15 protein-coding genes and 1 pseudogene are annotated in these 19,466 nt (G+C 73.8%); 9 read left to right on the top strand and 7 right to left on the bottom strand.

All coding sequences use genetic code 11. The features are described from left to right. The first annotated feature begins 159 nt into the window (after nucleotides 1–159). Together BIV25_RS24375 and BIV25_RS24370 are read left to right on the top strand one after the other, a co-directional pair. Nucleotides 160–765 (top strand): hypothetical protein, encoded by a 606-nt coding sequence (locus BIV25_RS24375; RefSeq protein ID WP_071374525.1) that lies wholly within the window; start codon nucleotides 160–162, stop codon nucleotides 763–765. 171 nt (nucleotides 766–936) lie between these two features. Beyond that, nucleotides 937–3,375: a right-handed parallel beta-helix repeat-containing protein gene (locus BIV25_RS24370; RefSeq protein ID WP_071374524.1), complete on the top strand. Its 2,439-nt coding sequence runs from the start codon at nucleotides 937–939 to the stop codon at nucleotides 3,373–3,375. Nucleotides 3,376–3,409: 34 nt separating this feature from the next. Here the strand turns inward: BIV25_RS24370 and BIV25_RS24365 are convergent, their stop codons facing one another. Then, nucleotides 3,410–5,824 carry a hypothetical protein gene (locus BIV25_RS24365; protein ID WP_071374523.1) on the bottom strand — a complete coding sequence of 805 codons (2,415 nt, stop codon included), beginning with the start codon at nucleotides 5,822–5,824 and terminating at the stop codon, nucleotides 3,410–3,412. Nucleotides 5,825–6,120: 296 nt separating this feature from the next. On the opposite strand from BIV25_RS24365, the gene BIV25_RS24360 reads away from it, so the two are divergent. Continuing rightward, nucleotides 6,121–6,963 carry a DeoR/GlpR family DNA-binding transcription regulator gene (locus BIV25_RS24360; RefSeq protein WP_071374522.1) on the top strand — a complete coding sequence of 281 codons (843 nt, stop codon included), beginning with the start codon at nucleotides 6,121–6,123 and terminating at the stop codon, nucleotides 6,961–6,963. 80 nt (nucleotides 6,964–7,043) lie between these two features. Further along, a complete protein-coding gene (locus tag BIV25_RS24355) occupies nucleotides 7,044–7,505 on the top strand; it encodes an SRPBCC family protein (RefSeq protein WP_071374521.1) in 462 nt (153 codons plus the stop codon). Nucleotides 7,506–7,923: 418 nt separating this feature from the next. Here BIV25_RS24355 and BIV25_RS24350 read toward each other — a convergent pair whose 3' ends face one another. Continuing rightward, nucleotides 7,924–9,048, bottom strand: coding sequence for a PLP-dependent cysteine synthase family protein (locus BIV25_RS24350; RefSeq protein ID WP_071374520.1), 1,125 nt, complete (start codon nucleotides 9,046–9,048; stop codon nucleotides 7,924–7,926). A gap of 292 nt (nucleotides 9,049–9,340) precedes the next feature. Between BIV25_RS24350 and BIV25_RS24345 the strand changes: the two genes are divergently transcribed. Together BIV25_RS24345 and BIV25_RS53125 are read left to right on the top strand one after the other, a co-directional pair. Continuing rightward, a complete protein-coding gene (locus BIV25_RS24345; RefSeq protein ID WP_071374519.1) occupies nucleotides 9,341–9,664 on the top strand; it encodes a hypothetical protein in 324 nt (107 codons plus the stop codon). Between the two features lie 256 nt (nucleotides 9,665–9,920). Next, nucleotides 9,921–10,394 (top strand): annotated as a pseudogene (locus BIV25_RS53125) (ATP-binding protein); the annotation flags it as partial. Between the two features lie 1,160 nt (nucleotides 10,395–11,554). Here the strand turns inward: BIV25_RS53125 and BIV25_RS24335 are convergent. From BIV25_RS24335 to BIV25_RS24325, 3 genes are read right to left on the bottom strand one after another with little or no spacing between them, the layout of a single operon-like run. Continuing rightward, on the bottom strand, nucleotides 11,555–14,116 hold the full coding sequence (locus BIV25_RS24335) for an ABC transporter permease (protein WP_071374517.1): 2,562 nt from the start codon (nucleotides 14,114–14,116) through the stop codon (nucleotides 11,555–11,557). Next, nucleotides 14,113–14,865: an ABC transporter ATP-binding protein gene (locus tag BIV25_RS24330; protein WP_071374516.1), complete on the bottom strand. Its 753-nt coding sequence runs from the start codon at nucleotides 14,863–14,865 to the stop codon at nucleotides 14,113–14,115. The genes BIV25_RS24335 and BIV25_RS24330 overlap by 4 nt, the downstream gene beginning before the upstream one ends. Continuing rightward, nucleotides 14,862–15,155: an SHOCT domain-containing protein gene (locus BIV25_RS24325; RefSeq protein ID WP_071374515.1), complete on the bottom strand. Its 294-nt coding sequence runs from the start codon at nucleotides 15,153–15,155 to the stop codon at nucleotides 14,862–14,864. The genes BIV25_RS24330 and BIV25_RS24325 overlap by 4 nt, the downstream gene beginning before the upstream one ends. A gap of 209 nt (nucleotides 15,156–15,364) precedes the next feature. Between BIV25_RS24325 and BIV25_RS24320 the strand changes: the two genes are divergently transcribed. Genes BIV25_RS24320 through BIV25_RS24310 form a run of 3 tightly spaced genes read left to right on the top strand, consistent with a single transcriptional unit; the run spans nucleotide 15,365 to nucleotide 17,444 of the window. Continuing rightward, complete coding sequence (locus BIV25_RS24320; protein ID WP_071374514.1) at nucleotides 15,365–15,955, top strand: TetR/AcrR family transcriptional regulator; 591 nt, start codon at nucleotides 15,365–15,367, stop codon at nucleotides 15,953–15,955. 5 nt (nucleotides 15,956–15,960) lie between these two features. Beyond that, nucleotides 15,961–16,539: a DUF4865 family protein gene (locus tag BIV25_RS24315; protein WP_071374513.1), complete on the top strand. Its 579-nt coding sequence runs from the start codon at nucleotides 15,961–15,963 to the stop codon at nucleotides 16,537–16,539. Continuing rightward, the gene (locus tag BIV25_RS24310) at nucleotides 16,536–17,444 is read left to right on the top strand and encodes a phosphotriesterase (protein ID WP_071374595.1); all 909 of its coding nucleotides are present in this window, start codon (nucleotides 16,536–16,538) and stop codon (nucleotides 17,442–17,444) included. The genes BIV25_RS24315 and BIV25_RS24310 overlap by 4 nt, the downstream gene beginning before the upstream one ends. Before the next feature lie 50 nt (nucleotides 17,445–17,494). Here BIV25_RS24310 and BIV25_RS24305 read toward each other — a convergent pair whose 3' ends face one another. After that, nucleotides 17,495–18,127, bottom strand: a complete 633-nt coding sequence (locus tag BIV25_RS24305; protein WP_107486289.1) for an NUDIX domain-containing protein — start codon at nucleotides 18,125–18,127, stop codon at nucleotides 17,495–17,497. A gap of 98 nt (nucleotides 18,128–18,225) precedes the next feature. After that, the gene (locus BIV25_RS24300; protein ID WP_071374511.1) at nucleotides 18,226–19,464 is read right to left on the bottom strand and encodes an ROK family protein; all 1,239 of its coding nucleotides are present in this window, start codon (nucleotides 19,462–19,464) and stop codon (nucleotides 18,226–18,228) included. Nucleotides 19,465–19,466: the final 2 nt, after the last annotated feature.

The following is a 19,466-nucleotide window of genomic DNA, read 5'->3' as shown; positions in this document are numbered from 1 at the left end:
GAACCCAAAGGGGGACACGGTCGTTGACAGTGCATGAGAAACGCGTGAGAAGCCGCGCTCGGCACCGTCCGCGGCGGACGTGACGTCGCTCTCTCTTGCTCCGGGGCACGGATGCACGCCCGCGCCGGGGGCTATGACGGAGCGGAAGGGGGTGGGGACATGCGGGCCATCAGGGGGCTGTGGCGCTGGCGGCACAACCCGCTGCGCCGACCGACCGATCTGGCCGAGGCGTGGGTGGCGCTCGTGGCGCTGGTGCTGATCGCCGTGGCCGCGCCCGTGACGGGTGGTCTGGTCGGAGCCGTCGCCCAGGACTCGCTCCAGCGGTCGGTGCGCGAGCAGCAGCACACGCGCCATCTCGTCACCGCCACGGTGGTGCGCACCCTCAAGGACACCCCGCTGGAGACGGATCCCGACGCCGTCGCGGTGCGCGAGTCCCGCCACCGCGTCCTCGCCGACTGGACCGCGCCGGACGGCTCCCAGCGGTACGGCTCGGCCCTGGCGGACCTCAAGTCCCCGCACACGGGCGACCACTTCGCCGTCTGGACGGACCCGCGGGGCCGAATAACCACGCGTCCGCTGGACTCCCCCACCGCGACGACGCACGCGGTGCTGGCCGGGTTCGGCGCGGCCCTGCTGATCGCCGGCCTGGTCGAGGGCGTCCGGCGGCTGGCCGTATGGCGCATGATCCGCCGGCGGTACGCGTGCTGGGACCAGGCCTGGGACCGGGCCGGACCGGACTGGGGCAAGGCGGGCACCGGCAGCTGACGGCCTGACGGCTCTGGTCAACCCACCACGCACGCACACGCTACGGTGGACCGGCCGAAACGCTTTCGGCGACAACCCGCGGATGAGCGAACCGCAGGGACGCGCAGGTTTTCGAAGAGCGCGCACGCGAATCGAGTCATCAGTACGACGAGGTGGGGGCACGGCAACGCCATGGCACAGGGCACGGTCCAGGTGACGCACACCGGTACGTCGCGGTGGCGGCGCCGCACGGGTGAGTACGCATCTCTCGCCGCCGCCCTGGAGGCCGCCGCCGACGGTGACGTCCTCACCATCGCCCCCGGCACCTACCGGGAGAACCTCGTCGTGCAGCGGTCCGTGACGCTCCGCGGCCCCGACGGCTCCCCCGGATCGGTGCGGATCGCGCCCGAGGCGGGAGTGCCGCTGACGGTGCGGGCCTCGGCCGTGGTGCAGGACCTGCACGTGGAGGGCCAGGACTCGGCGGCACCGGCGTTGCTGGTCGAGGAGGGCACGCCCGAACTGATGGACGTGCGGATCGTCACGCGCTCCGCCGCCGGCATCGAGGTGCGCGGCGGCGCCCGCCCGACCGTACGCCGCTGCACGGTGGACAACCCCGCGGGCATCGGCATCGCCGTGCTCGACGGCGGCAGCGGGGTGTTCGAGGAGTGCGAGGTCGTCGCGGCCGGACAAGCGGGCGTGGCCGTCCGCGGCGGCGCCCATCCGCGCCTGGTGCGCTGCCGCGTGCACCACGCCTCCGGCACCGGGCTGACGGCGACCGGGGAGAACTCCGCCCTGGAGGCGCTGGGTTGTGAGATCTACGAGGTCCGCGGTTCCGGCGTGCAGGTGAGCCAGCGCGCCAGCGCGCATCTGACCGACTGCGACGTGCACCGCACCACCGCCGACGGCGTCACGCTGGACACGGACGCGGTGCTCACCCTCGCCGACTGCCGTATCCACGACATCCCGGAGAACGCGGTCGACCTGCGCTCCCGCTCGGTGCTGACACTGACCCGCACGACGGTCCGCCGGTTCGGGCGCAACGGCCTGTCGGTGTGGGACCCGGGCACCAGGGTGGACGCCAACCAGTGCGAGATCTTCGACAGCACGGGCGACTATCCGGCGGTGTGGGTGAGCGACGGCGCCACGGCCGTCCTCGACTCCTGCCGGGTGCACGACGTGCCGGACGCGCTGTTCGTGCTGGACCGCGGCTCGCGCGCGGACGTCGTGGACAGCGACCTGTCCCAGGTGCGCAACACGGCGGTGTCGGTGAGCGACGGGGCGACCGCGCAGCTCGACGACTGCCGAATCCGGGAGGCGGCCACCGGCGCCTGGTTCCGCGACCACGGCAGCGGCGGCACGCTGAACAACTGCACCCTGGACGGCACCCAGACCGGCGTGATCGTCACCAAGGGCGCCGACCCCACCGTCGAACGCTGCACGGTCGACTCCCCCGCCGAGGCCGGTTTCTACGTCTCCGCGGGCGGTCGCGGCAGCTTCCTCGACTGCCGGGTCAGCGGCAGCAGCGGCTACGGCTTCCACGTGATCGACGGCTGCCGGGCGACCCTGCGCAAGTGCCGTACGGAGCGTTGCGCGCGCGGCGGTTACGAGTTCGCCGACAACGGCCCGGACGCCGGTTCCGGGACGGGCCCGGTCGTGGAGGACTGCAGCAGCGACGAGAGCGGGGGCCTGCGGCCCTCGGCGGTGCGCGAGACCGCCGTTCAGACGGCGACGCACGCCGGCGGCCTGCTCGGCTCGATCCCCGGGCAGCGCACCACGGAGCAGGAGCAGGTGGCCGACACCGCGGAGCCGGCCGCACCGGCGCGCACCTCGAAGGACGTGCTCGGGGAACTCGACGCGCTGGTCGGGCTGGAGAGCGTCAAGCGCGAGGTGCGGGCGCTGACCGACATGATCGAGGTGGGCCGGCGCCGGCAGCGGGCGGGCCTGAAGGCGGCCTCGGTCAAGCGGCATCTCGTGTTCACCGGCTCCCCCGGCACCGGAAAGACGACCGTCGCCCGGCTCTACGGCGAGATCCTCGCCTCGCTCGGCGTGCTGGAGAAGGGGCACCTGGTGGAGGTGTCCCGGGTCGACCTGGTCGGCGAGCACATCGGCTCCACGGCGATCCGCACCCAGGAGGCCTTCCAACGGGCGCACGGTGGCGTGCTGTTCATCGACGAGGCGTACGCGCTCTCGCCGGAGGACGCCGGCCGGGACTTCGGCAAGGAGGCCATCGACACCCTGGTGAAGCTGATGGAGGACCAGCGGGACGCGGTGGTGGTGATCGTCGCCGGGTACACGGCCGAGATGGAGCGCTTCCTGTCCGTCAACCCCGGTGTCGCCTCCCGCTTCTCCCGCACCATCACCTTCGGCGACTACGGGCCCGAGGAACTGCTGCGGATCGTGGAGCAGCAGGCCGACGAGCACGAGTACCGGCTGGCGTCGGGCACGTCCGAGGCGCTGCTGAAGTACTTCACGGCGATCCCGAAGGGCCCGGCGTTCGGCAACGGCCGCACCGCCCGGCAGACGTTCGAGGCGATGGTGGAGCGGCACGCGAGCCGCGTCGCCCAGCTCGCCGACCCGAGCACCGACGACCTGACCCTGCTGTACGCGGAGGATCTGCCCGAACTGCCGTGAACGCCGGGCGGCACAGGTAGGTCCGGCTCACGGTCTAGCCGGCGCCGCCCGCGAAGTCTCGCGGATCCGGATCCGGTCGCCGCTCCGGACGCTGAACCGGCAGCTCCGGGCGCAACCGGGCCAGCAGGCGGGCGCGTTCGCGGTCGAAGTCGGGGTCCGCCTGATAGTCGGAGTGGCCGAGGATGGGTGCCGGGAGCGGATGGTCCGCGGTCCGGCCGTAGGCGAGGGGGTCCCGCAGGGGGCCGTGGTCGACCTCGGGGGTCGTGCCGTCGGGGACGCGGACGGGGCCGCCGATGGGGTCGGTCCGGCGGTAGAGGTTGCGCCAGCAGGCGACGTCGCGGTGCAGGGCGGCGAGCGCGGGCGGCCCGAAGTGGGCGGGGAACCAACAACCGTAGAGCCGCTCCAGCGGGGAGCCGTAGGTCAGCAGGGCGATCCGTCTGCGGGTCGGCGGGGTCAGCTGCCAGGCGGCGGCCGCGGCCAGGACGCTGCCTTGGGAGTGGCCGGAGAGGACCAGGCTGCCGCCGGTGCGCTGCGTCCAGGTCGCCATCCGCCAGGTCAGATCGGGCACGGCGCGCTCGGCGTAGCACGGGGGCGCGAAGGGATGGGCGGCGCGCGGCCAGAAGGTGCCGACATCCCACAGGATGCCGATGGTGCGCCGTGCCGAGGCGTCCTTGTAGGCGCGCCGGCCCCAGGTCACGAAGAGCAGGAAGCCGAATCCGACCAGCCAGGAGCCCAGCGCCTGCGAGGTCTCGGCCGCCGCCCGCAGCACGTCGGCGTCGCGGTGGGCGGCGCCGTCGGGCGTCGTGCCGGTGGTCATGGCGCCGGCCAGCGCCATGGCGCCGAGCACGAGGGTGGTGACGGTGAGGACGGCGACGACGAGGGGCGCACGGTCGGTGAGCGTGGCCATGGCCCGGACCTGGGCGATGGTGCGGGTACGGCCGGGGTCCTCGGGTTCGCCGGGGTGCTCGTGGCGGACGCGGGCGCGTTCGGCGCGGGCGAGCCGGGCGGTGCCCAGCCCGAGCCGGATCCCGAGGAGCAGCAGGACCGCGAGGACCGGCGGGATCGTGGACGCCTGCCAGGTCAGCAGGACGGGCGGCCCGGCGGGCAGGGCGCCGCTGCCGTCCAGCCAGCCCGCGACGCGCTGGGCGATCCCGCCGGACATCACGCCGCCCAGGGAGCATGCGAGCAGTGCGACGGCCGGGCCGCCGAGGCCGCGCATCCCGGCGCGCCGGTCGGGTGCGCGGCGGTGCAGGTCCCGGGCGACGACGGCGAGCGCGATCACCAGCAGGCCCTGGGCCAGCATGAGCGTGCCGAAGGCCGGGTCGCCGGGCAGCCGCCCGGTGGAATGCCAGCCGGGCCGGGACCAGCCGGCGTAGAGCGCGGTGAGCAGCAGCAGGCCGAGCGCGCCGAGCGGCAGCCGGCGTACGAGATGCCGGTCGAGCGCCTGGTCGAGGGTGTTCTCGCTGCGGCCCCGGCGGCAGACCACGCCCACCGCCGCTGCCGCGCCGGCCAGCAGGGCCGGGGTCAGCAGCCAGCTCAGGACGTTCAGGCTCTCGGGACCGCCGGGCCGGTGGTCGAAGCGGGTCGCCGGGGTCGCGACGGCGGCGGCCACCGTCAGCAGGCCGGCGGCGGTGTGCGCGGCGCGCAGCCGGGCCACGAGGCGACGCCCGTACCAGAAGCCGGGCATCGCCAGCGCGCTGCCGTCGGCCTCCGGCTCCGGTTCGCGGGACATCGGCCGGTGCGACTCGTACGCGCTCCAGGTGCGGCGCGAGAGGTACCAGAGCAGCACGGTCAGCGCGACGGGCACCAGCGCCGCGAGGGCGAGCCGACGGCCGGGCAGGCTCCACCAGCCGCCGTCCGCGGCGGACGCCGCGACGCCGGAGAACGTCAGCCAGGTGTGGCGGCGGGCGCACGCGGGCGCGCCCGCGCACTGCCAGGCGACCAGGTCCAGGGCCACCTCGCAGGCGGCGGCCACCAGCAGCACGGTGAGGGTGAGGGCGGTGAGACGCACGAGAAGGCCGTACAGGCGGACGGCGCGCGGCCGGTCCGTCGCGGCGGGGCGCATCCAGTGGGCGAGGTTGACCACCATGAACGGCAGCAGTAACAGCCACAGGGCACGGCTGCTGTCGCCGGAGGTCAGGTTGCACCAGACGTACGCCTCCCGCACCGGCTCGCCGCTCGGTGCCTTCCCGGGTTCGGCGTCCGCCGCGCGCCGGAACACGGCGGCGGTGTCGTCGCCGGTGACCCGGACCGTGCGCGAGTCACCGAGCATCTTCTCGGGTGTGGTGCCGCCGACTCCGTGCACCAGCAGTTCCAGCTCGGCGCGCGGCCCGGCACTCCTGTCCGCCGGAGCGGGCTCCCCCGAGGTGGGCCGGTGCGCCCGGTCGGTGCCCGGCTCGCCGGGCCGGTCGGTCTGCCGCCCCGTGGAGCGGTTCTGCGCACGTTCCACTGTCGTCGCACTCCCGTGCCCACGCCCGAAGGGTCTGAGTCGATGCGGGCTTCAGGATCTCCGCTCCGCCGGTGCCGTGTACCGCTCGTCACGGAATCTCCCCGATCCGTGTGACATCGGGACGGCACACGCGTGACACGGGTGGCATGTGCGCTTCGTGACGGGCGGGTGGCGCGACCCCTGCCGAGCCGTGAAAGGATGGGACGCCCGCGCACCTTCGGTGCTCCGGATTCTCCTGGTCGGAGCCGGTGCGGCGGGCGTGTCGGACGGTTGGCGGCGAAAGGACCGGTGCGTACGTGAGTGAGAATCAGAACCTCCTCGCGGAGCAGCGCCGCGCCCTGATCCTGGACGAGGTCCGGCGCCGGGGCGGTGTGCGGGTCAACGAGCTGACCCGCAAGCTCGGCGTGTCGGACATGACCGTGCGCCGTGACCTGGACTCCCTCGCCCGTCAGGGCATGCTGGAGAAGGTGCACGGCGGGGCGGTGCCGGTGGTCGAGGCCAGCACCCATGAGCCGGGGTTCGAGGCCAAGTCGGGTCTGGAGCTGACCGCCAAGGAGGACATCGCGCGGACGGCGGCCCGGCTGGTCAGCCCGGGCGCGGCGATCGCCCTGTCCGGCGGTACGACGACGTACGCGCTCGCGCAGCATCTGCTGGAGGTGCCCGACCTCACCGTCGTGACGAACTCGGTACGGGTCGCGGACGTCTTCCACGCGGCGCAGCGCACCTCGGGTCAGCGCCAGGGCGCGGCCACGGTGGTACTGACGGGCGGGGTGCGCACTCCGTCGGACTCGCTGGTGGGACCGGTCGCCGACCAGGCCATCGCCGCCCTCCACTTCGATCTGCTGTTCCTCGGTGTGCACGGCATATCGGTCGAGGCGGGACTGTCCACGCCGAACCTCGCGGAGGCCGAGACCAACCGGCGCCTGGTGCACTCCGCGCGCCGGGTGGTGGTGGTCGCCGACCACACCAAGTGGGGCACGGTGGGCCTCAGTTCGTTCGCCACGCTGGAGCAGGTGGACACGCTCGTGACCGACGCGGGGCTGCCGGCCGAGGCGCGTACGGAGATCTCGGAGCACCTGCCGCGGCTGATCGTGGCGGGCGAGAGCGAGAGCGAAATCGAGGCAGCCGAGGACATCTGACGGTCCGTCAACTACGCTGGAGCTCCCTCAACTTCCCTGCTGTGAGGCGGGACTTCGGACGTCACGAGAGGGTTCTCGTCATGCCGCACCGTCTGCGCCCGGTCGGGCCGGAGTTCGTCGACAACGCGCCCGTACGACTCGTGTTCACACGGGACATGGCCGCCCCTCCGGAGTCCGTCTTCCACGCCCTCGCCGAGGACGTGCCCGGCTGGCCACGCTGGTTCTCGGCCATCGCCTCCGCCCGGCCGACCGAGGGCGGGCGCGAGGTGCGGCTGCGCGGCGGCATCCGTTTCCGGGAGACGGTGCTCGCGGCGAAGGGTCCCGAGGTGTACGCCTATCGGGTCGACGTGACGAACACGCCGGGCGCCCGCGCCTGGATCGAGGAGTGGCGGCTGGCTCCGGCCGGTACGGGAACCCGGGTGCGGATGACCTTCGCCCTCGACGGCACGGCGCCCTTCCGGCTGGCGTGCGGCCTGGCCCGCCCCGGGGTCGGCCACTCCTTCCGCACGGCGGTCGCCGCCCTGGACCGACACCTGCGCTGAGCCGCCCGCCGACCCGCTCCCAGAGCCGGCCGCTCCTCCCGCACCGCGGACGCCGCCCCCGATCGACACCTACGCCGGACCGCCCACGGCACCGGACCGCCCCACCGACCCGTTCCCGAAGCCGACCGCTCCTTCCGAATTGCGGTCACAGCACTCGACCGGCACCTACGCCGAGCAACCTGCGGCGTGGGACCGACCACAGCACAGGAACCGCCCGCCGACCCACCCCAGGAGCCGGCCGCTCCTTCCGCACCGTGGTCACGCCACACCCTGGACGCGTGCGCCGAACCGCCCACGGCGCTGGACCGGCCGCACCGCCCGACCGGCACGTGCGTCGAGCACAGCCCGCGGCGGCCGGACCGCCGCCGCCCATGAACCGCCCGCGGCGTCGGAACCGCCCGTCGGACCGGCCAGGTGCTCAGTCCGGCCAGGCGCCCGTCGTCAGGAGGGTGTCGATCGCTGCCGAGTACGGCGTGATGTCGAGGCCCTGCTCCGCGAGCCAGGCGTCGGAGTAGTACTTGTCCAGGTAGCGGTCGCCCGGATCGCACAGCAGGGTGACGACGCTGCCGGTGCGGCCCTCGGCCACCATCTCGGAGACGATCTTCAGCGCGCTCCACAGCCCGGTGCCCGTGGAACCGCCCGCCTTGCGGCCGATGGCCCGCTCCAGGGCGCGTACCGCGGCGACGCTCGCCGCGTCCGGCACCTTCATCATCCGGTCGATCGCGCCGGGCACGAAGCTCGGTTCCATGCGCGGCCGGCCGATGCCCTCGATCCGGGAGCCGCAGTCGCAGGTGACGTCGGCATCGCCGGTCGTCCAGCCCTCGAAGAAACAGGAGTTGTCCGGGTCGGCGACGCAGACGCGGGTGTCGTACTGCATGTAGTGCACGTAGCGGGCGAGGGTGGCGGAGGTGCCGCCGGTCCCCGCCGTCGCGACGATCCAGGCCGGCTCCGGGAAACGTTCCAACTCCAGCTGGCGGAAGATGGATTCGGCGATGTTGTTGTTGCCGCGCCAGTCGGTGGCCCGCTCGGCGTAGGTGAACTGGTCCATGTAGTGGCCGCCGGTCTCCACCGCGAGCCGGGCCGACTCCTCGTACATCTTCCGTGAGTCGTCCACGAAGTGGCACTGGCCGCCGTGGAACTCGATCAGGCGGCACTTCTCGGCGCTGGTCGTGCGCGGCATGACAGCGATGAAGGGCACGCCGATCAGCTTGGCGAAGTAGGCCTCCGAGACGGCCGTCGAGCCGCTGGACGCCTCGATCACCGGGCGGTCGGGACGGATCCAGCCATTGCAGAGGCCGTAGAGGAACAGGGAACGGGCGAGGCGGTGCTTGAGACTCCCGGTGGGGTGCGTCGACTCGTCCTTGAGGTAGAGGTCGATGCCCCACCGCTCGGGCAGCGGGAAGCGGAGCAGGTGCGTGTCCGCCGAGCGGTTGGCGTCGGCCTGGACCTTGCGTACGGCTTCTTTCAGCCAGTCGCGGTAGGCGGGGTCGCTGCGGTCCACGTCGAGGGTGGCGCCGGTCCGGATCTGGGGGGTGGTGCTCACGGCGGTGCTCCTTACGCTGGGCGCCGACAGCGCCTGACGCGGCCGACACCTTGAGCATAGGCATCTTTGACACCGCTTCCCACCTGCATAAACGCATCTTTGGGCGCCCCAAAGCGGCCCTGGGGCACGGGCCGGCGCGGCGGCCGGGGGCGCATGGCGGGAGTGCTCCGGGCAGTCGTCGCACGCGCCCCGCGTGTACTGGTGCTCTCGGCCGCCTCGGGGCAGACTGCACGCAACGGGACCTATCGTCCCGCTGGGTCGCGGAAGCACACGCGCAAGGGGGCTGCAAGCGATGGCGGAGCCGGAGTTCACGGCCACGGGCGTGCGGATCGGCAAGCGGCTGCGTTCGCTCACGCGTGCCGGCCAGGTCCGGATCAACGACGGCAGGCTGGAGTTGCTCAACAGCTACGGCAGTGAGATCGACAGCGCGCCGGTGCAGGCGGTGCGGGCGTCGAAGCCGTGGTTCGCGGCGGACGACCGGGCGCTGGCCGATCTCAACGGCCAGCGGTATCTGCTGACGCTGGGTGAGCACGACCCCGCTCCCGGCGAGCCCGGGCCGCCCGCGGCCCGCCGGTTCATCGAGGCGGTGCGCCGGGCCGCGGGCCGCGGCGGCTGAGCGCCGTACGGCCGCCGGGCGGGGAACCGGACGGCCACACACTCCGAGCAGCGTTGCGCCGCGGCGAGTTGCGGGAGCGCATCCGCCCTGTCACGCTGTTCACACACGTCACTCTGGGTTTACCGGCGATAACGCTGCGAACCAGCCCGCCGGCCATGACAGCAGGCGGACGTTTGGACGCAAGCACCCTGCTGGATCCGTTGTTCTCCGTGTTCTTCCGGTCCCTTCGGACCTCTACATCGGGGAGTCGCGAGCCGTGATCAGTCATCCGAGCAGGCACTGCACGGTGGAGCTCCAAGCCCTGCCGTCGCGGATCGGCCAGGTCCGCAGAATCGTATCTGCGCAGTTGCGCTACTGGCATATGGACCCGTTGATAGACCGGGCGGCACTCGGTGTGACGGAGCTGCTGAGCAACGTCCACCGGCACGCCAGGCCCGACAAGACGTGCACCGTCGAGCTGGAGTTGCTGGCGGACCGGCTCACGGTCTCGGTGCGCGACAGCGACCCGCGGCTGCCGGTGCCGTCCGACACGTCCGCGGACGCGCCGGACGCCGGGCCGCTCGCCACCTGTGGCCGGGGGCTGGCGATGGTGGCCGCGGTGAGCGACAGCTGGGGCGCGCGGCCGGACGGCGAGAACGGCAAGGTCGTGTGGTTCACGCTGCCCGCCCCGGAGGAGGCCCGGACGCATCCGGCGAAGACCCCGCGCCGTCCGGCACAGGCCGCGCAGCCGGTCCGGCCGACGCCGGTACCCGTGCCCGTGGTGGCCGCGGTGCCGGTCACGGTGGCGGCTTCGGTGACCGCTGCCGGGTCTCCCGCGACTGCCGGGGCTGTGGTGGCCGCGGCGATGGCCGTGCCCACCGGAACGCCCGTGGGCGCCGCCGTCGGTGTCGCGAGCGCGACTCCTGCGCCCACCCCGACCCCGGCTCCCGTTCCCGCGGTGGCACACGCCTCCGCCGGACCCGGGGCACAGGCTCCCGCCCGGTCGGCCGTTCCCGGCTGACCGGGCGGTGAGACCGCTCCCGGACACGGACGACCGCGACTGCCTGTCGGCCCGGGCCGGACCTGGTTCGGCCGGCCGATCCGCTGCGGCCGGCCACAGCGGTTCCCGCCATCCCGAGCCGGTCACGTCGGACCCCGCACCCCGGAACCCCGACGACCACGCTCGCCCCCCGAGACACACCAGACCAAGCCCAACCAGCAGATCCCACACAGCCGGGTGCAACAGACCCCGCACCCCCGGAACCCCGACGACCACCCGGGCACGCCGGACCACGCCCAGCCAGCAGATCCGCCGCGGCCGGCCACTGCGCTACCCGCGCCCCGGAACACGAACCACCACCCCCGCCCACCGAGACACGCCACACCAAGCCCAACCAGCAGATCCCACACAGCCGGGTGCAACAGACCCCGCACCCCCGGAACCCCGACGACCACCCGGGCACGCCAAAGCACGCCGGACCAAGCCCAACCAACAGAACCGACACAGCCGACCACAGCGCTGCCCGCGCCCCAGAACACGAACCACCACCCCCGCCCACCGAGACACGCCACACCAAGCCCAACCAGCAGATCCCACACAGCCGGGTGCAACAGACCCGCGCCCCCGGGACCCGAACAACCCGCACGCCCACCGGACGAGAACGGCCCCTGCCCGGCCGCAGGATCGACGCGGCCAGTCATGGCGGACCCGGCACGCCACGAGGCGCATACAGCCACGCCCGCCGGACCGGGACGGACCGCGCACCGCCGTGAATCCGATGCAGCCGGGCACAACAGACACCGAGTCCCCGCGATTCGGCCGAGCCGACCCCCGCCGGACCAGCACGGACTGTGCCCGGCTACGGGTCCGACGCAGCCGGGCACATCAGACTCCACTCGCCCTCGGGGCGGTCACTGCGTCGCGATCGCCCGGAGGACGTCCAGGTGGGCAGCTCGTCGGGCCGGGCGTAGGCCTGCGAGGGCACCGGCGGTGAGTCCGACGAGGGCGACCACGGCGAGTCGGGTGGGGGGCAGGGCGAAGGCGAAGGCGGTGTCGCTCGCGCCGTCGGAGGCCTTCACCAGGACCCAGCCGAGGAAGGTGCCCAGGCCGAGTCCGCCGACCGTGCCGAATGCGGCGACCAGGACCGACTCCCAACGGACCATGGCCCGCAACTGGGTGCGGGTCTGGCCGACGGCCCTCAACAGCCCCAGTTCCCGGGTGCGTTCGTGCAGCGCGAGGGTCAGGGTGTTGGCGATGCCGAGCAGCGCGATGAGCACCGCGAGGGCGAGCAGGGCGTAGACGAGGGTGAGCATCATGTCGATCCCGCCCGCCGAGGACTGCGCGTACTCGTCGCGGGTCTGCACCTGTGGGTTGCCGTAGCGTGCCGCGACCTGCTTCACCGCCGCCTCGCCCGCGTCGGCGCCCACCCCGTGCCTGAAGGTGACCGCGATCAGCGTGTCGGAGTCCTGGGTGCGGTGCGGGGCCCAGGCGGCCCGGGTGATGACGTAGTCGCCGGCGAGTTCGGACCGGCCGTACACGGCCCGGACGGTGAAGTTCTCGCGCGTGCCGTCGGCGAAGGCCAGGCGGGCGGTGTCGCCGGTGCGCAGATGCTGCCGGTCGGCCTCCGCCCGGGTGAGGGCGATGCCGTCGGTGCCGAGGTCGCGCAGCGAACCGGTGACCGTGCCGAGGTCGAAGGTGCGGGCGAGCGCGGCCGGGTCGGTGACGGTCAACGCCCTTCCGGTGCCGTCGACTTCGGCGACCCCGCGGCCGAGTCCGACGGCGGTGTCCACCTGGGGGAGCCGGTTCAGCGCCGGGGCGAGCCGGGGGCTGAGTCCGCTGCCGCCCGCGCCGAAGGAGGGGTTGCTGACGGCGACGTCGCCCGCGAAGGAGCGGGACACCGTCTGGTCCATGGTGGCCTTCAGCGAGGCGCCGAAGACGGTGAACAGGGACACCACGGCCACACCGACCATCAGCGCGCTCGCCGTGGCGGCCGTCCGCTTCGGGCTGCGCAGCGCGTTGCGCCGGGCGAGGCCGCCCGTGACCCCGCGCAGCCGGTCCAGCGGACGGCCGAGCAGGCGTACGACGGTGGTCGCGGCGACCGGCCCGAGGACGACGAAGGCCGCCAGGGCGAGCAGTGCGCCGAGTCCCGCGAGCCATACGGACGGGGTGACGAGGACGCCGCCGAGGGTCGCCACGAGCGCGAGCGCGCCGAGAGCAGCGCCGGTGACCGCGCGCGGCCGGGAGGCGCCCGAGGTGTCGACGTCCGTCTCGCGCAGGGCGGCGAGCGGCGCGGTGCGTCCGGCGCGCAGGGCGGGCAGCAGCGCGGAGGCCAGACAGACCACCACGCCGACCGTGAACGGCAGGGTCAACGACAGGGTCTTGATCACCAACTCGCCGTCGGGGAACGGAAATCCGATCGCAGGGAAGAGCGCCTGGAGCCCGGCGGCGATGCCGATGCCGCCCGCGAGCCCGGTGAGCGAGGCGGTGAGCGCGACGGCGAGCGCCTCGGCCAGGGCGATGGCGGTCACCTGCCGACGGGCGGCGCCCAGGGCACGCAACAGGGCGTTGTCCCGGGTGCGTTGGGCGACCACGATCGCGAACGTGTTGTGGATGGAGAAGGTGGCGACGAGCAGGGCGACGCCGGAGAACACGAGCAGGAAGGTGGTGAAGAGGGTCAGGAACTGGCCGGAGATCATGTCGGTGTTCTCGCGCGCCGACTGCTGTCCGGTGATGGCCTCGACTCCCCTGGGCAGTACGGGAGTCAGCCGCCGTACGAGTTCGCTCTGACCGACTCCGGGCGCCGCCCGCACGTCGATGGCCGCCGCCTGTCCCGGCCGGGCGGTGAGGTAGCGCTCGGCATCCGCCTGGGTCATGCCGGTGAAGGTCACCTGGGCCATGCCGTCCTGGCCGTCGAAGGTGGCGAGGCCCACGACGGTCACGCGCACCGGGTCGGGGGTGCGCAGGGTCGTGGTGTCCCCGATCTTCAGGCCCGCCTTCTTCGCCGCGCCCCGGTTCACCACGACCTCGCCGGTGCGGGCGGGGGCGCGGCCCTCGGCGAGCCGGTACGGGTTGAGCCGCGGGTCGGTGATCCAGTTGCCGGCGAGGGTGGGCGGTCCCTGTCCGCCGACGGGTTTGCCGTCGGCGCCCACGAGTTGGCCGCGCCCCTCGATGTCCGGGGCCGCGGCGGCCACGCCGGGTACCCGCTCGACGGTGCGCACCAGCGAGGTCTCGACGGGCTGCCGTACGCCCTGGCCCTGGCCGGGGGCGGTGATGGCGTCGGCGCCGCGCACCACGGCGTCCGTGCCGGCGGTGGCCTCGCCGAACATGGTGCCGAAGCTCGCCCTGAGCGTGTCGCCCATGACGAGGGTGCCGGCCAGGAACGCGACGCCGAGGAACACGGCGAGGAAGGTGCCGGCGAAGCGGCGTCGGTGCGCGCGCAGCGAGGCGCGGCTCAGTCGGAGCGAGGCGTTCACGACCGCACCTCGAAGGCTTTCATGCGGTCCAGGACGCGGTCGGCGGTGGGCTCTGCCATGCGGTCGACCAGGTGGCCGTCGGCGAGGAAGAGCACCTCGTCGGCGTGCGCGGCGGCCACCGGGTCGTGCGTGACCATGACGACCGTGCGGTCCATCTCGCGCACGGCCCGGCCGAGCAGGCCGAGGACCTCGGCGCCGGAGCGGGAGTCGAGGTTGCCGGTGGGCTCGTCGGCGAAGACGACGTCGGGCCGGCCGGCGAACGCCCGTGCCACGGCGACGCGTTGCTGCTGGCCGCCGGAGAGTTCGGACGGCCGGTGGTGCAGCCGGTCGCGCAGCCCGACGACGTCCACGAGCGCGTCGGTCCACGCCGGGTCGCCGCGCCGGCCGGCCAGGTCCAGCGGGAGGGTGATGTTCTCGGCGACGGTCAGGGTCGGCACCAGGTTGAACGCCTGGAAGACGAACCCGATCCGGTCGCGGCGGAGCAGGGTCAGCCGGCGGTCGTCCAGCGTGCTCAGGTCGGTGTCGCCGATGCGGGCGGTGCCGGAGGTGAGGGTGTCGAGGCCGGCCGCGCAGTGCATGAGCGTGGACTTGCCGGAGCCGGAGGGGCCCATGATCGCCGTGAAGCGTCCGGCGGGGAAGTCCACGGTGACACCGTCGAGCGCGTGTACGGCGGTGTCGCCACCGCCGTACACCTTGACCGCGTCCGTCACCCCGGCCGCGGCCCGCCGCAGTGCGGTCGTCGTGGTCATGCCGGGCCGCCCTTGCCCGTGCGGCCGAACTGCTCGTCCAGGACGGACAGGCGGCGCCAGTACTCGTCCTCGTCGATCTCGCCAGAGGCGAAGCGGCGGCCCAGGACCGCGAGCGGGGAGTCCCCGGCCGGACGGCCGCCGTCGACGGGCCGCTGCCAGGGACCGCCGCGACCGCGCCACACGGTGCGGCGCAGGAGGGTGACGGCGCCGATGACGACGGCCGCCCAGATCAGCGGGAAGAACAGGATCCATGGGCCGGGCCCGCCGTGCCAGCTCGCCAGGGTCTGCACCTCGGGTCATCTCCCTTGTCGTCGTGTCGTCCCCGGTCTTCGGGGACGACACGAGACTCCCTCCGGCAGGGGGTCCGGGTCGTCGTGCGCCCGGCGGCACCGCGCGTACCTCCCGGGGAGTACGGGACCGGGGGCGCGCCTGCTCCATGAGGACCGGTGCTCCGCGGGGACGGACGCTCCTGGGGGATTGGCGGACTGTAACTACTAGTATGTACAGTGGATGCATGAGCACCCCGGAGCGACTGATCGAGTCCACGCGCGAACTGCTGTGGGAGCGCGGTTACGTGGGCACGAGCCCGAAGGCGATCCTGGAACGCGCGGGCGCGGGCCAGGGCAGCATGTACCACCACTTCAAGGGCAAGCCCGATCTCGCCCTGGCGGCGATCCGGCGGAGCGCGGACGAACTGCGCGCCACGGCCGAGCGTGTCCTCGCCGGGCCGGGCACGCCGTACGAGCGCATCGAGGCGTATCTGCTGCGCGAGCGGGACGTGCTGCGCGGCTGTCCGGTCGGCCGTCTCACGATGGATCCTGACGTGATCGCCAGCGATGAGTTGCGCGCGCCGGTGGACGAGACGATCGCGTCCATCCGGCAGCGGATCGCCGAGCTCGTCGAAGAGGGCAAGCGGCAGGGGCAGTTCGCGCCCGGACTGGACGGCGCGGAGATCGGTGCGGCCGTCCTCGCGACGGTCCAGGGCGGCTACGTCCTCGCCCGCGCCTCGGGCTCCCCCGCCGCGTTCGACGCGGGCGTGCGCGGCCTGCTCTCCCTGCTGACTCCTCCGGCCACCGGAAAGGACCGCTGAATCCGATGCATGCCATGCAGTACGAGCTGACGCTCCCCGCCGACTACGACACGGGGATCATCCGTACCCGGGTCGCCCGGATCGGGCATCTGCTCGACGACTGGGACGGCCTCGGCATCAAGGCGTACCTGCTGCGCGAACGCGGACGGCACGCCTCCATGGTGAACCAGTACGCACCGTTCTACCTGTGGAACACGGTCGAGGGCATGAACCGCTTCCTGTGGGACGGCGCCTTCCAGGGGCTGGTGAACGACTTCGGCAGGCCCGCCGTGCGGCAGTGGACCGGGCTGGGCTGCGCCGAGGGGACGGGTTCGCGCGCGGCGTTCGCGGTGCGACGCCGTCAACCGGTCGCGGAGGGTGCCGAGTTGGCCGAGACGATGGAGGATGCCGTCGCCGAGGCGGAGCGGCTGGCCGCAGAGGACGGCGCGGTGCTGGCGGCGGCGGCCGTGGACACGCGCGCGTGGGAGCTGGTGCACTTCTCGCTCTGGGAGCACGACGCCCCGAAGGCCGAGGGGGACGTCTTCCAGGTGCTGCACCTGTCCGCGCCCGGCCGGGACCGGCTCCCGCGGGGCCGGCAGTGGTGAGGTACGTCCGTACGGTCCTCGGCGACATCCCGCCCGAGGACCTGGGCGTGTGCGACGCGCATGACCATCTCTTCCTGCGCAGCCCGAAGTTCCCGGGCCAGGAGCTGGACGACGCCGCCGCGGCCCGGGCCGAGTTGGAGGCCTTCCGCGCGGCGGGCGGGGCGGCCGTCGTGCAGTGGACGCCGTACGGCATGGGACGCCGGGCGGCGGACCTGCCCGAGCTGTCCCGGGATACGGGAGTGACGCTGCTGTGCGCCACCGGCCTGCACCAAGCCGCCCACTATCCACGCGAGTTGCTCGCGGGGCTGCGCGGTCGGCTGGCCGAGGTGTTCGTGTCCGAGCTGACCGAAGGCATCGGTACGACCGGGGTCCGGGCCGGTCTGATCAAGGTGGCGGGCGGCTTCCACGCGCTCGACGCGCACGCCCGCTGGACGATGACGGCGGCGGCCGAGGCGAGCCGTGCCACCGGCGCGCCGATCGCCGTGCACCTGGAGATGGGCACCGGTGCGCTGGACGTACTGGACCTGCTGTGCGGGGAGTTGGACGTGCCGGGCGAGCGGGTGATCCTCGGGCACCTGAACCGCTCCCCCGACCCGGTGGTGCAGCGGGAGGCCGCCGGTTCCGGCTGCTGGCTGGCTTTCGACGGGCCGTCCCGCGCCCACCACGCCACCGACTGGCGCATGCCGGACGCGGTGCGCGCCCTGGCGGAGGCCGGCTTCGCCGACCGGCTGCTGCTGGGCTGCGACACCGTGCTCGCCGGCACCCGCTCGGTCGACGGCGGGCCCGGCATGCCGTATCTGCTGCGCAGGGTACGGCCGCGGCTGGTGGCGGAGTTGGGTACGGAGCTGGTGGAGCGGATCCTCACGGGGCATCCGGGGCAGGCGTTCGGGATCGACGGGCGGTGAGCGGTGGTCGCCGGCAGGGCGCGTGCGCTCCTGCGGCGGTGCGGTACGGCTCAGTTGTCGGCGTAGTGGCGTAGGACCGGATGCAGGTAGTCGACGTGCGGGCCGGGGAGCCCGGACAGGTCCGATGCCGAGCCGACCAGCTCGATCCGGTCGAACTCGGGGTCGTCACCGCGGGCGGTCTCCGTCGCCACCAGCGCGGCGTACCGGTCGTGCAGCTCCTGCGCGGGACGCGGCGGGGCGAGGAACATCACGCCGACGCTGCCGCGCTCGCCTCGGGTGGCCAGCCACCGGGTCAGGGCCTCGGGCGGGGTGTCGGAGCCGGTCTCCTCGGCCAGTTCGCGGGCCGCGTGGGCGCGCAGCGCGGCGAGGTCCAACTCGCCTGGCCGGTCCGGGGGTTCGACGGTTCCGCCGGGCAGCTGCCAGCGGCCGGGAGCGGCGGTCGAGGGGCACATCCGGCCCACCATCAGACGGCCGTCGTCGGCGGGCTGGGCCACGGCCACGAACAGGGACGAGAGCGCGGGCGCGCCGGGCACGTGCCGCAGCGCGCGGTACCGGTACGTGGCCCGCGCCCAGGTCAGCACCAGGCCGTCCGCGCTGTCGCGGTCCACTCCTACGAGCGCTGCCGCCGGGCCGTCGAAGAGGGCCGGATTCGCCCGGACCGCCTCCTCCCACGCCTCATCCATCGCCGAGCGATGCGGCCCCGACAGCCTCGGCAGAACCGACTCGACCAAACGCACCCGTGCGACCGACAAAAGCTCCACGACCGGGGCACCGTAACCAGTCACCGCAGGGCCACCAACGGGTCGTCCAGGACCGGCTGCCAGGCCAGTTCGGCCGCGCCGACCAGGCTGTTGTGGTCCAGGGTGCACGGCAGGATCGGCACGCCGCCGCTCTGGCCCCACAGGCTGCGGTCCGCGACGACCGCGCGCAGTCGGCCGGGGTCGGCGTCCAGCAGGGTGCGGTGCAGGCCGCCGAGGATGATGCGGTCGGGGTTGAGGATGTTGACGAGCCCGGCGAGACCGAGGCCCAGGCGGTCGACGAGGGCCTCGGCGGCCGTACGGACGGACGGGTCGTCGTACCGCGTGCGCAGCAGGTCGTTGGCCTGCTGGAGCAGGGACACCTCGGGGCCCGGCTCGCGGCCCGCCTCGATCAACAGCGCCAGCGGGTCCGCCTCGACGTCGAGACAGCCACGGCTGCCGCAGTGACAGGGGCGGCCCTCCGGGTTGACCGTGAGGTGGCCGACCTCCAGCGCCAGGCCCGAACTGCCGGTGTGCAGACGGCCGTCGAGGACCAGGGCACCGCCGACGCCCCGGTGTCCGGTGGCCACGCACAGCAGGTCCCGGGCACCCCGGCCGGCGCCGTGCCGGTGTTCGGCGAGCGCGGCGAGGTTGACGTCGTTGCCGGCGAACGCGGGGCCGGTGAGGCCGGCGGCGCGCACGCACTCCGCGAAGATCCGCCGGACGGGGGCGCCGACCGGCCAGGCCAGATGCAGCGGGTTGAGGGCCAGCCCGTCGGGTTCGGCGACGGCCGACGGTACGGCGAGCCCGGCGCCGACGCAACGGCGGCCGGTCGTACGCAGCAGCTCGGCGCCCGCTTCCACCACCGAGCCGAGCACCTTCGCCGGGTCGGCGTCGACGGTCTCGCAGCCCGGCGCGGTCGCCACGATCCGTCCGCCGAGGCCGACCAGCGCGGCCCGGAACCCGTCGGCGTGGACCTGGGCCGCCAGCGCCACCGGCCCGTCCTCGGCCAGCTCCAGCCGGTGCGAGGGCCGGCCCTGGGAGCCGGCGGCCGCGCCCGGCCGGGCGTCCACCCGGATCAGCCCGAGCGCCTCCAGCTCGGCGGCCACCGCTCCCGCCGTCGCCCGGGTGACCCCGAGTTCGGCGGTGAGCACGGCCCGGGTCGGTGCCCGCCCGGTGTGCACGAGCTCCAGCGCGGGCCCGAGCGCGCCGCGCCCCCGGTCCAGTCGCGCCCTCGGGGTCGTCCTCTCCCCCGCCGTCCGGGGGTCCGCCTTGCCGCTCATGA

The sequence above is a fragment of the Streptomyces sp. MUSC 14 genome (assembly GCF_001866675.1).
GTDB lineage: Bacteria > Actinomycetota > Actinomycetes > Streptomycetales > Streptomycetaceae > Streptomyces.
This window is presented reverse-complemented; position numbering and strand designations above follow the sequence as displayed.

Bases quoted from the DNA above. Each gene is read 5' to 3' on its own strand.
- BIV25_RS24375 (WP_071374525.1), top strand. From the start codon at position 160: ATGCGGGCCATCAGGGGGCTGTGGCGCTGGCGGCACAACCCGCTGCGC.
- BIV25_RS24370 (WP_071374524.1), top strand. From the start codon at position 937: ATGGCACAGGGCACGGTCCAGGTGACGCACACCGGTACGTCGCGGTGG.
- BIV25_RS24355 (WP_071374521.1), top strand. From the start codon at position 7,044: ATGCCGCACCGTCTGCGCCCGGTCGGGCCGGAGTTCGTCGACAACGCG.
- BIV25_RS24345 (WP_071374519.1), top strand. From the start codon at position 9,341: ATGGCGGAGCCGGAGTTCACGGCCACGGGCGTGCGGATCGGCAAGCGG.
- BIV25_RS24330 (WP_071374516.1), bottom strand. From the start codon at position 14,865: ATGACCACGACGACCGCACTGCGGCGGGCCGCGGCCGGGGTGACGGAC.
- BIV25_RS24320 (WP_071374514.1), top strand. From the start codon at position 15,365: ATGTACAGTGGATGCATGAGCACCCCGGAGCGACTGATCGAGTCCACG.
- BIV25_RS24315 (WP_071374513.1), top strand. From the start codon at position 15,961: ATGCATGCCATGCAGTACGAGCTGACGCTCCCCGCCGACTACGACACG.
- BIV25_RS24305 (WP_107486289.1), bottom strand. From the start codon at position 18,127: ATGGATGAGGCGTGGGAGGAGGCGGTCCGGGCGAATCCGGCCCTCTTC.
- BIV25_RS24300 (WP_071374511.1), bottom strand. From the start codon at position 19,464: ATGAGCGGCAAGGCGGACCCCCGGACGGCGGGGGAGAGGACGACCCCG.